Source organism: Aestuariivivens sediminis (genome assembly GCF_022662105.1).
Classification (GTDB): domain Bacteria; phylum Bacteroidota; class Bacteroidia; order Flavobacteriales; family Flavobacteriaceae; genus Aestuariivivens; species Aestuariivivens sediminis.
In genome coordinates this window covers 691,310-703,362 of record NZ_JAKMCP010000003.1, presented here as the reverse complement: position 1 = coordinate 703,362, position 12,053 = coordinate 691,310, and the positions used below count along the sequence as shown (strand labels likewise).

Genomic DNA, 12,053 nt, shown 5'->3' with positions numbered 1-12,053 from the left:
TCTATCAGCTAAAAGTTAAAAAAAAACCCAAATAGTTTCCTATTCGGGTTTTTACAATTTATATCTTAAAAAGTATTACTGTTGCACAATACTCTTATCTTTCTTTTCTAATACACTTTCTTTACTGGGATCTACCACCAATCCTTTAATTTTTAAAGCTACAGTTGGAGTTTCTGCATTAGAAATGACGGTTATTGTTTTTCTAATAGGATTAACTCTATTGGTATCATACTTTACTTCAATTTCACCAGTTTGACCAGGTAAAATTGGATCTTTGGGCTTTTTTGGAATAGTGCAGCCACAACTTGACTTTACCTGGGATATGATAAGAGGCTCATCTCCTGTATTTGTAAATTCAAAAACACGAACTCCATTAGAACCTTTATCGATCGTACCGTAATCAATGACATCGGATTTGAACTCTATTTTAGCCTGAGCAGTTAATGATAGACTCAAAAACCCAATACATAACAGTGTAATTAATTGTTTCATCTTTAATTTATTTTACAGTTAAATAATTCAATTTTCTAAAGCCAATTGTATAGCTTTTCGTTTCTAACGCTAAGTCAAACATACTTACTTTTTCATCAATCAACAAAAATATTAGACATAATGCACAAGTATTAACATATTCAACTCACTTAAAAGTACGTAGTGCTTAAACCAAATTTACCAGAAATTCAATCTAATCTACAAGCTTGTTGAGCCCCATAACTTGATTCATATCCTAACTTTTTTTGTTTATGTGTTAGTTGTCAAATCGCAAAAGTCATCAAAACAACATGAAATATTTTATTTATGCCGATTTCACAACTTAAGAAATATGAGTACTTTTGCAAATCAATTGTCAAAAACTATTCCAAAGTATGCAAATTCCGTCAAAATATGATGCAAGTAAGATAGAAGGTAAATGGTATGATTACTGGATGAAACACCATTATTTCCATTCTACACCAGATGATAGAGAGCCATATACTATAGTGATTCCACCACCAAATGTTACCGGAGTCTTGCATATGGGGCATATGCTTAATAATACTTTACAGGATGTTTTAATTAGACGTGCTAGGTTAAAGGGTTTTAACGCGTGTTGGGTTCCCGGTACAGACCATGCATCTATTGCTACCGAGGCTAAAGTAGTTGATAAACTTAAAAGTGAGGGAATAGACAAAGCAAATATTTCAAGAGAGACCTTTTTAAAGCATGCTTGGGATTGGACTCATAAACATGGTGGTATTATTTTAGAACAACTTAAAAAATTGGGTTGTTCGTGTGATTGGGAGCGTACAAAGTTTACTATGGACGATGATTTGTCCGAATCCGTTATTGACGTTTTTATTGATTTGTACAGGAAAGGATTAATTTATCGTGGATATCGAATGGTGAATTGGGACCCCAAAGCAAAAACAACACTTTCTGATGAAGAGGTTATTTATATTGAAAGAACCGATAAACTTTACTTCGTCAAATATAAAATTGAAGGAGAAGATCAATATCTCACCATAGCTACGACAAGACCAGAAACTATTTTGGGCGATACTGCAGTTTGTGTTAATCCCTCGGATGAGCGTTTTAAAAAATTAAAGGGTAAAAAAGTTGTAGTGCCAATTTGTAATCGTGTGGTACCCATAATTCAAGACGATTACGTGGATATGGAATTTGGTACGGGATGCTTAAAGATTACACCTGCACATGATGTCAATGATAAGGACATAGGAGAACGCCATAATTTAGAAGTAATTGACATTTTAAACGATGATGCTACCTTAAATCATTATGGACTGCATTATGAGGGAATGGATAGGGAATTAGCAAGAAGGAAAATAGCCATGGAACTGGAAGATTTAGGTGTTATGGTAAAAACCGAAGATTATACCCATAAAGTCGGAACCAGCGAACGAACAAATGCCATTATCGAACCAAAAATTTCTATACAGTGGTTTTTAAAGATGAAGGACCTGTCCAAACCAGCATTAGAAAACGTCATGGATGATACCATAGAATTTCATCCCAAGAAATTTAAAAATGCCTATAGAAATTGGATGGAAAATGTTCGGGATTGGAACATATCACGTCAGTTATATTGGGGACATCAAATTCCGGCATATTATTTTGGTGATGGAGTAAACGATTTTGTTGTGGCCAAATCCATGGATGAAGCTTTACAGTTAGCAAAGTTAGCTACTGGCAATTCTGATTTATCCCACTCCGATCTCAAACAGGAATCTGATGTCGTGGATACATGGTTTTCCTCCTGGTTATGGCCAATTAGTGTTTTTGATGGCATTAGACACCCGGAAAATGAGGAAATAAAATACTACTACCCAACAAATGATTTAGTAACAGCTCCGGAAATTATGTTTTTTTGGGTTGCTCGTATGATTATTGCCGGTTATGAGTATCGTGGTGAATTCCCTTTCAAAAATGTGTATTTTACAGGAATAGTTCGCGATAAAAAAGGACGCAAAATGAGTAAATCATTGGGTAATTCCCCAGATCCCATTGAATTAATGGATCAGTATGGAGCTGATGGGGTGCGCGTTGGAATGTTAATGTGTTCTCCGGCCGGTAATGATTTACCATTTGATGAGTCGTTATGCCAACAAGGAAAAGCATTTTCCAATAAAATCTGGAATGCCTTCAGGTTGATAAATGGATGGGAAATAAAGGATATGGAACAACCAGAACATGCCAAAATTGCATTGCAATGGTTTGATAATAAATTCCACAAGACGTTAACGACCATTGAAGATCACTTTAATAAATATAGGTTAAGCGATGCCTTAATGGAGACTTATAAATTAATTTGGAACGACTTCTGTTCATGGTTACTAGAAATGATAAAACCTGAATTTGGAGAACCTATAGACCAAACGACATATAATGCAATCATAACCATCTTAGAGAATAACTTAAAAATATTGCATCCTTTTATGCCTTTCCTCACAGAAGAAATTTGGCAGTGCATAACGAAGCGTTCTCCAAAAGAAGCATTAATTATAGCACAATGGCCAAAAAGTAAGCCAGTAAATGAGGATATAATTCAAGCATTTGATTTTGCTTCCGAAGTTATTTCCGGCATACGTACAATAAGAAAACAGAAAAATATTGCGTTTAAAGACGCTATTGCGTTTGCTGTGATTAATAATGAAAACACTAGTATATTGCTAGACCCAATACTTATCAAGTTAGGTAATCTGGATTCTATTGATTATGTGACTCAGGCGGTTGAAGGATCTTTAACATTTAGGGTGAAGTCTAACGAATATTTTATTCCCACACCAGGATCTATAGACATCGATTTAGAAATTCAAAAGCTAACAGAAGAATTGAATTATACCAAAGGCTTCCTTCAATCTGTTCAAAAGAAACTCTCCAATGAACGATTTATAAATAATGCACCAGAACAAGTTGTTGCAAATGAAAAGAAGAAAGAAGCCGATGCCCTGGCAAAAATAGAAACCCTTAAGGCTAGTTTAGCCAGTTTAAGCTAGTTGTTTTCAATATCGCTTATATGATGTTCTAATGCTTTTACAGAAATTTGTATTTCAATAATTAAAAGGGTAAGGGAAAGAATTAACAGGAGTAAGGCAAAACCAAATACCCAAATGGCAATAGTGTGTTGCTGTATGTAAATTAAAAACATGGTTAGCACACAAAACAATAGACTGGTTATGCCAAAAATCTGCATTGAGCGGGTTAAGTATAGACGACGTTTAATGTTTTGAATCTGGGCAATCAATACAGAATCCTTTTTTTGAATATACTTGTCATGTAAATTTCTAATTACATTGGCATAAGCTAAAAACCTGTTTGTATAGGCTAACATAATTAATGATATTGCTGAAAAAAGTAATGCTGGGGTGGTTAAGGTGAGCTGTTCCATGAAAATAAATTTTTACAAATGTATTGATATTATAAAATAAAGGGCGTTTTAGATTTGGTACTTTTATTTGTAGGTTTTATCTTTCCATCATGAAAGAAGATTTTTTACATTACTTATGGAAGTATAAAAAATTCGGATCTTCCACTTTAAAAACTGCTGAAGGGGAGTCTATTATAATACGATCTGCCGGTCAAACTAACCATAATGCTGGTCCTGATTTTTTTAATGCCCAACTGCAGATTGGGGAGCAACTTTGGATTGGCAATGTTGAAATCCATCTTAAGTCATCCGACTGGTATTTTCATAGTCATGAAAAGGACAAAAGTTATGATAATGTAATTTTACATGTGGTTTGGGAACATGATACCGATGTTTTTAGAAGTGATAATTCGGTTCTGCCTACAATAGTTCTAAAAGATTATATTCCAAAAAATATTTTGACTAATTACGAGGAACTGTATTCAAAAAGGAATCATTGGATTAATTGTGAAAGTAATTTTTCGGATATAAGTGATTTATTGATTGATAATTGGTTAGAGCGTCTGTATTTGGAACGCCTGGAGAGAAAGTCTGAAGCTATTCGGTTTTTATTGAGAGATTTAAAGAATGACTGGGAAGAGGTCTTATTTAAGATGTTGACAAAGAATTTTGGTTTGAATATCAACGGTGAGGCATTTTTAAGTATGGCAAATGCCACTCCTTTTTCGATAGTAAGAAAAACACAATCTAATTTACAAATGCTGGAGGCCCTATTTTTTGGACAATCTGGATTATTGGAGGATACTCATGAAAATGGATACTATAAAAACTTAGTTTTGGATTATCAATTTCTTAAACAAAAATTTGCATTAGATAATATCAATATAATGCCAGTACAGTTTTTTAGGTTGCGACCCATAAATTTCCCGACTATCAGGCTTTCGCAATTGTCTAGTTTATACCATAAGCATCAAAATTTGTTTTCTAAGATTATGGACGCTCAGACCCTTGAGGCTTATTATGAGTTGTTTAAAGTTTCTACAACCTCATTTTGGGAAAACCATTATACCTTTTTTAAGGAATCTAAGGCATCTGTCAAATTTGTTTCGAAGGCATTCATCCATTTACTTTTAATAAATACCATCTTACCTTTAAAATTTTGTTATGCAAAACATAAAGGAGAACCGGTTGAACATGAAGTTTTATATATTATCTCAAACATAGAATCTGAAACCAATGGTATTGTTAATGCTTTTAATAATTTAAAACCTTTGTCAAAATCGGCGTTACATTCCCAAGCCTTAATTCAGTTAAAAACGGAATATTGTGATAAACATAAATGTTTGCAATGTGCAATTGGAAGTAAGCTATTATGCCGTTGATCGAAATAGACAAAAAGAATTATTGGATTAGTTTAAGGTAGTCCTTAAATTTAAACTAATAACTTCTTCGTTAAGAAACTTTTAAACTAGAAAAGGAAGTATTAAATTGCAGCATGAATATTTACCGACCAGTATTGTTTTTTCAAAAACACGGATATTATGTATGCCAGCGTATTGCAGATCGCTTGGGTATCAGGGCTAAAGTAGTAAGAACCTCATTTATGTATCTAACATTTGTTACGCTGGGTTTTGGGTTTGCATTATATTTATTTTTGGCTTTTTGGATACGAATCAAAGATTTAATTTATACCAAGCGTTCATCAGTATTCGATTTATAATTCTATGACAAATCCATTAATACGTTTTTTTAGGACCAAAATATATACAGCTTTATTTTTATTGGTATTGATTATGTTAATTGGCATCATAGGATTTATGATGATATCTAACTACTCTTGGATCGATGCCCTTTATATGACGGTAATTACCATGACCACAGTTGGATTTGGTGAAGTGGTCCCACTGGATCAGGAATCTAAAATATTTACAATATTTTTAATATTGGCAAGTGTGGTTATTGTCGGGTATGCTTTATCAGTGATCACAGAATATATTTTAAGTAAAAATGATATTGAAGAATTAAAACTTAAGAAGATGCAAAAAAAAATAGATGGCTTTAAAAACCATGTTGTGGTTTGCGGTTATGGGCGAAATGGTAAACAGGCGGTTAAAAAATTAATGGCACATAAAAAGGCATTTGTGGTTATCGAGAAAAATAGAGATATGGAAGAGCGATTACAGATGGATAATGTACCCTATATTATTGGAAATGCCAATGAAGATGAGGTATTGATTCGTGCTGGTATTGATCGGGCTTCAAATTTTATTTCGGCCCTCCCTAATGATGCAGATAATTTATTTGTTGTGTTATCCACAAGACAAATAAATAAGACTATTAATATAATAAGTCGTGCTTCAAATGAATCGTCTTATGATAAACTTAAGTTTGCCGGAGCCAATAATGTGATACTGCCCGATAACATAGGAGGTAGTCATATGGCCTCCCTGGTGGTGGTTCCCGGTTTGATGGAGTTTATAGACAACCTTTCTATAGTGGGTAAAAATAATATCAATATAGAAGAAGTGGCAGTGGAAAAATTATACTCTGGTAAATCCGTTAAAACCATTAAGGATTTGGATTTGAGGAAAAAAACCGGTTGTACCGTTATAGGGTACAAGGATGAAAATGGGGAATATATTGTTAATCCTGAAGCAGAATTAGAGTTAGCGATAAATTCTAAAATTATTGTTTTAGGTCGTCCAGAGCAAATAGAAGCCTTAAATTCTACTTATGATATAGATTAGCATTTTTTATTTTAACAGCTTATGTTTTATATAATCAATAATTTTTAGCATCTTGCTGGCTTTTAAAAAATTATCAGCTAACTAATTTTAATTCTACATGAAAAAATTTCTTCTGCCTATTATAGCAATCATTTTGCCGATACTTACATTTGCCCAGGAAACAGTCAACAAAGGTATAGATCAACGAATAGATGAAGCTTTTAAACCAATTTCAGATTTTTTTTCAAATGTTATTTTTTTCCCTATTTACCAACACGAATTAATTGTTGACGGACAGAAGATCCAGATTTATATACCATTTGTTTTACTGCTGTTGGTTTTTAGTGCGGCGTTTTTTACACTCTATTTTAAATTCCCCAATTTTAGACATTTTTGGACTGCCATAAATGTAGTAAGAGGAAAATATGAGGATATAGAGAAGCATGGAGCAAAAATTCTGTATGGTGAGGACGGTATTGCTCAAGGTCAGGATATTAACAAGGTAGATGATATTGAGGAACATATAGAGAATATAGAGAGCCTGCACAGTGATCTCGAGATAGATGGTGATATTAAGGAGACTATTAGGGATGAAAGTTCCCATGGTGAGGTTTCTCACTTTCAGGCATTGGCAACCGCTGTATCTGGAACCGTAGGGAATGGAAATATTGCGGGTGTGGCCTTGGCTATCGCCTTGGGAGGACCTGGAGCTACCTTTTGGATGATAATTTGTGGACTCCTTGGAATGTCAACTAAATTTGTCGAGTGTACCTTAGGGGTTCATTACAGAGACGTTGGTGAAGATGGTACTGTTTATGGTGGACCCATGTATTATTTAACCAAAGGACTTAAGGAAAAAGGATTTAAAACATTGGGTAAAATTGCAGCAGTGCTGTTTGCCATTTTTTGTATTGGAGGTTCTTTTGGTGGTGGTAATGCGGCGCAATCCAATCAGGCAACAATTGTTGTTAAGGAGCTTTTAGGTCTTGAAAGTACTATGGCTGGTACTGTAATAGGTTTGGTTATTGCGTTTTTAGTGGGTATAATAATTATTGGTGGAATCAAAAGGATTGCTTCAGTAACTGAAAAAATAGTGCCTTTCATGGCAGTCCTGTATATTATATGTTGTCTGTATATCATTTTTAGTAATTTCTCATTACTTGACGATGCTATTGCCTTAATTGTAAATGAAGCATTCAATCCCAAAGCTATTGGAGTGGGTGGTGTTATAGGAGTTCTTTTGGTAGGATTTAAACGTGCGGCTTTTTCTAACGAAGCAGGTGCTGGTTCAGCTTCAATAGCTCACTCCGCAGTAAAAACTAAATACTCAGCTAGTGAAGGGTTGGTTGCCTTATTAGAGCCATTTATCGATACCGTTGTTATTTGCACGATGACCGCTTTAGTAATTGTTATTTTTAACTTTGGGGGCTTTTTTGAATATGGTGGAGATGGCTCTGGTTCTGTCTTTATTGACGGTGTGGCCTACGAAGGTGCAGGAATTACATCCATTGCATTTCATGAATATATACCCTACTCAAAAATTTTCTTAACCATAGCGGTGTTCCTGTTTGCCATTTCAACGATGATTTCTTGGTCGTATTACGGACTTCAATCATGGAAATTTCTTTTTGGAAGAGGTAAAAAAGCTGACCTAACCTATAAGATTTTATTTTTAACCTTCGTAGTTATAGGGGCCGCTGCAAGTATGAAATCCATTTGGGATTTTTCAGATGCCATGATTTTTGCTATGGTGTTCCCTAATATGGTAGGATTATATTTGTTAATGCCCGTGGTGAAAAAACAACTTAAGCGCTATGTCGATGCCATTAAAATGAAGAGAGAGGCTTTGAATGGTTAATTAATTTGTAAAACATTATAAATATGAAATCCCATTTTCTGTTTACCAAACAACAGCGACATGGGATTTTTTTATTGGTTTTCATTATTGTGGTCCTTCAAATAAGTTATTTACTTTTTGATTTTTCTTCAGAAAAAGTGCCTTATAATCAGGAGGCCTATACGCTGTATTCAAAGGAAATTGATTCATTACGACAAATTGAAATTGCGTTTCAAAAAACTAAAATATTTCCATTCAACCCTAATTTTATCTCTGATTATAAAGGCTCTGTTTTAGGAATGAGTAATGAGGAAATTGATCGTCTGTTGGCCTATAGAGAGCAAAATCAATGGATTAATTCTGCCAAACAATTTCAAGAAGTCACCAAAGTATCAGATTCCTTGCTTGCGCTTATTTCACCTTATTTTAAATTTCCAGATGGGGTGAAAAGCCCGCGGTTGTCAGCTCATCGTTATGATCTTAATGCCAAACCCAAAACGGTATCACAAAAGCTGGATTTAAATACGGCAACAGCTCAACAATTACAGAAGGTAATCGGAGTGGGAGAAGTACTTTCACAACGCATTATCAAATACAGGAATAAATTTGTTGGAGGATTTATAGCAGATGTCCAGTTAAGGGACATTTATGGTCTGTCTCCAGAAGTTATTAAAAGGATTACAAATGATTTTGCGGTTAAAACGCCGAGACCTGTTCAAAAAATAGATTTAAATACAGCAACCATAGAAGAATTGGTTACCATTCAACATATCGACTATGATGTAGCCTCATCAATTATAGAGGAACGGACGTTACGAGACGGATTTACAGACCTAGAGGAATTGAAAAAAGTTAAGGGCTTTCCAATAAATAAATTAGAGATAATTAAATTATATTTGTCGCTCGAAAAAGAAAATAGATGAATAGTATATACTTTACTGAAGAGCATAATCTTTTTAGAAAAAGCCTTCAGGATTTCTTAAAAAAAGAAGTTGTACCCCATATTGAAAAGTGGGAAAAGACCGGAACTATAGAACGATTCATATGGAAGAAATTTGGCCAAATGGGTTATTTTGGAATTAATTATCCGGAAGCCTATGGAGGTCTAAATCTAGATTTGTTCTACACTGTTATTCTTTTAGAAGAACTTCAAAAAATTAATTCCGGTGGTTTTGCTGCAGCGATCTGGGCGCACGTGTATTTGGCTATGACGCATCTTAATGCAGAGGGAAATGAAGCTTTAAAACAAAAATATTTAGTACCGAGTATTAATGGTGATAAAATAGGAAGTCTTTGTCTTACTGAGCCATTTGGTGGAAGCGATGTCGCGGGAATGCGTACTACTGCTGTTAAGGATGGAGATTACTACATTATTAATGGTTCTAAGACCTTTATTACAAATGGATATTACAGCGATTATCTTGTTGTAGCAGCTAAAACAAATCCGGAATTAGGAAATAAAGGAATGAGTCTGTTTATAATCGACCGTGAGACCAAAGGGTTATCGGCCACTAAACTAAATAAACTGGGGTGGCGGGCTTCCGATACAGGAGAAATTGCATTCGATAATGTTAAGATTCCCGCAACACATCTTTTAGGAGAGGAAAATAGAGGGTTTGGTTATATCGTACAACACTTTTCATTGGAGCGTTTGGTTATGGGAATCAATGCACATGCCCGAGCAGAATTTGCTTTAGAATATGCCCTGCAATTTATGTCTGAGAGGAAGGCGTTTGGTAAAACAATAGATCAGTTTCAGGCCTTACGTCATTCGGCGGTAGAGTTATATGCAGACATAGAATTATGCAAAACATACAATTATTCGGTTGCCGCTCGATTAAATCAAGGCGAATATGTAGTAAAAGAAGCGACCATATCAAAGCTAAAATCTACTAAAATGGCTGATGAAGTAATCTATCAATGCCTGCAGTTTTTGGGCGGCTATGGTTATATGGAGGATTACCCATTAGCGCGATTATTGAGAGATAGCAGGTTAGGACCTATTGGAGGTGGTACCTCAGAGATTTTGAGGGAAATTTTAGCCAAGATTGTCATAGACAAGAAGGAATATAAACCAGCAACTTAGTTTTAATGAGTTGCCTACTTATTGATTTAAAATGACCTTTTGTTTTAAAGCTTTGCTGCTATCAATGAGCTTATTACGTTTAATTTCATGGCCAATGGTGTAGAGTTATATTTTATTAACTTGTTCAATTGGACCTGGACTACGCAGCATAAAATTTATGGGAATATCGTTTATTTTGAATCCGTCATGGGGCAATTAAAATATTTGTTAAAATTTTAATTGTTCATTTTTAATTATTAATTATATTTGCACCCACAAAATCTAAAAGAGAGGAGGTTAAGACACTATGTTAATTATACCCATTAAAGAAGGTGAGAATATAGATAGAGCGTTAAAACGCTTTAAGCGCAAGTTTGACAGAACAGGAGTGAAACGTCAATTACAGCAACGTAAACAATTTACAAAACCTTCAGTTGAACGCAGGGCGCAGATTCAAAAAGCGCAACATATACAAAAGTTAAGGGACGCCGAAGAAATTTAAAGGGTTCCTAATAAAATTCAATCCTGCCTTATGGCAGGATTTTTTTTGCCTTAAACTGAAGGATATTTTTAGGATTAGTTTTTAAGCTTAGTTTTTTCTAACTTTAAATTCAAATCTATGACACAGAACTATTGAATACTCTAAAACCTTTTACAGATTATTTGTTACTAGAAAAAAAGTATTCATCCTTAACGGTAAAGGCTTATACCAATGATATTGAAAGTTTTTCAGGATTTATAAAGGATGAATTCAGTTCGATGGATATTGTTAGTGTAAACTATGCTCAAATAAGAAGTTGGATTATTAGTTTAGTAGAACAAAATATTTCCAATCGCAGTATCAATAGAAAAATATCTGCATTGAATACGTTCTATAGGTTTCAACTTAAAATTGGAGAAATAAAAACCAATCCTTTAACCATACACAAAGCCTTAAAGACAATAAAAAAGGTACAATTACCATTTTCGAAGGCAGAAATAGATAAGGTCCTTGACGATATAATTTTTGACGATAGTTTTGAAGGTATCAGGGATAGAGTGATTGTAGAGCTCTTTTATTCAACAGGCATCCGAAGAATTGAATTGGTCAATTTAAAGCTCAACAGTTTAAATTTTCAAAGTAAAACATTAAAGGTATTAGGCAAGAGGAATAAAGAGCGTATTGTTCCGTTATTAGATTCTATATTAAAGACTTTAGAGATGTATTTAGTAAAGAGAAGTCGTTTGGAAAATATCCAGGATTCGGATAGTTTGTTTTTGACAAAAAAAGGTGCAAAAATTTATGAAACACTTGTTTACAGAATAATAAATAATTATTTTAGTAAAGCATCTTCAAAAGTAAAAAAGAGTCCGCATATTTTAAGGCACTCTTTTGCAACTCATTTATTAAACCAAGGTGCCGATTTAAATGCTGTTAAAGAACTTCTTGGACATTCCAGTTTGGCCGCAACTCAGGTGTATACCCATAATAGCATTGCAGAGTTAAAGAAAGTACATTTAAAGGCACACCCAAGAAGTAAAGAACAACATTAAATTATTATTGTCTAACCAAAACATGAG

11 protein-coding genes are annotated in these 12,053 nt (G+C 34.1%); 9 read left to right on the top strand and 2 right to left on the bottom strand.

Going from position 1 to position 12,053, the window contains the following annotated elements; genetic code table 11:
* Positions 1-75: 75 nt before the first annotated feature.
* Positions 76-492, bottom strand: coding sequence for a DUF1573 domain-containing protein (locus MR054_RS11180; protein ID WP_242085408.1), 417 nt, complete (start codon positions 490-492; stop codon positions 76-78).
* Positions 493-866: 374 nt separating this feature from the next.
* Here MR054_RS11180 and MR054_RS11175 point away from each other — a divergent pair, with 374 nt between their 5' ends.
* Positions 867-3,494 carry a valine--tRNA ligase gene (locus MR054_RS11175; protein ID WP_242157913.1) on the top strand — a complete coding sequence of 876 codons (2,628 nt, stop codon included), beginning with the start codon at positions 867-869 and terminating at the stop codon, positions 3,492-3,494.
* Here the strand turns inward: MR054_RS11175 and MR054_RS11170 are convergent.
* Positions 3,491-3,886 carry a DUF2721 domain-containing protein gene (locus MR054_RS11170; RefSeq protein ID WP_242085406.1) on the bottom strand — a complete coding sequence of 132 codons (396 nt, stop codon included), beginning with the start codon at positions 3,884-3,886 and terminating at the stop codon, positions 3,491-3,493. The two genes, MR054_RS11175 and MR054_RS11170, sit on opposite strands and share 4 nt — an antisense overlap.
* Positions 3,887-3,975: 89 nt before the next feature.
* Here MR054_RS11170 and MR054_RS11165 point away from each other — a divergent pair, with 89 nt between their 5' ends.
* The 8 genes from MR054_RS11165 (at position 3,976) to MR054_RS11130 (ending at position 12,026) form a co-directional block, all read left to right on the top strand.
* Entirely contained in the window at positions 3,976-5,247 is a 1,272-nt protein-coding gene (locus tag MR054_RS11165) for a DUF2851 family protein (RefSeq protein WP_242157912.1), read from the top strand.
* Positions 5,248-5,360: 113 nt separating this feature from the next.
* Positions 5,361-5,585, top strand: coding sequence for a PspC domain-containing protein (locus MR054_RS11160; protein ID WP_242085404.1), 225 nt, complete (start codon positions 5,361-5,363; stop codon positions 5,583-5,585).
* A gap of 4 nt (positions 5,586-5,589) precedes the next feature.
* The gene (locus tag MR054_RS11155; protein ID WP_242085403.1) at positions 5,590-6,612 is read left to right on the top strand and encodes a potassium channel family protein; all 1,023 of its coding nucleotides are present in this window, start codon (positions 5,590-5,592) and stop codon (positions 6,610-6,612) included.
* Between the two features lie 97 nt (positions 6,613-6,709).
* Complete coding sequence (locus MR054_RS11150; RefSeq protein ID WP_242085402.1) at positions 6,710-8,449, top strand: alanine/glycine:cation symporter family protein; 1,740 nt, start codon at positions 6,710-6,712, stop codon at positions 8,447-8,449.
* A 23-nt stretch (positions 8,450-8,472) separates the two neighbouring features.
* On the top strand, positions 8,473-9,351 hold the full coding sequence (locus tag MR054_RS11145; RefSeq protein WP_242157911.1) for a ComEA family DNA-binding protein: 879 nt from the start codon (positions 8,473-8,475) through the stop codon (positions 9,349-9,351).
* Positions 9,348-10,514, top strand: coding sequence for an acyl-CoA dehydrogenase family protein (locus tag MR054_RS11140; RefSeq protein ID WP_242157910.1), 1,167 nt, complete (start codon positions 9,348-9,350; stop codon positions 10,512-10,514). Before MR054_RS11145 ends, MR054_RS11140 begins: the two co-directional genes overlap by 4 nt.
* Before the next feature lie 286 nt (positions 10,515-10,800).
* Positions 10,801-10,995 (top strand): 30S ribosomal protein S21, encoded by a 195-nt coding sequence (gene rpsU / locus MR054_RS11135; RefSeq protein WP_242085399.1) that lies wholly within the window; start codon positions 10,801-10,803, stop codon positions 10,993-10,995.
* Positions 10,996-11,126: 131 nt separating this feature from the next.
* Complete coding sequence (locus MR054_RS11130) at positions 11,127-12,026, top strand: tyrosine-type recombinase/integrase (protein WP_242157909.1); 900 nt, start codon at positions 11,127-11,129, stop codon at positions 12,024-12,026.
* The last annotated feature ends 27 nt before the right edge of the window (positions 12,027-12,053 follow it).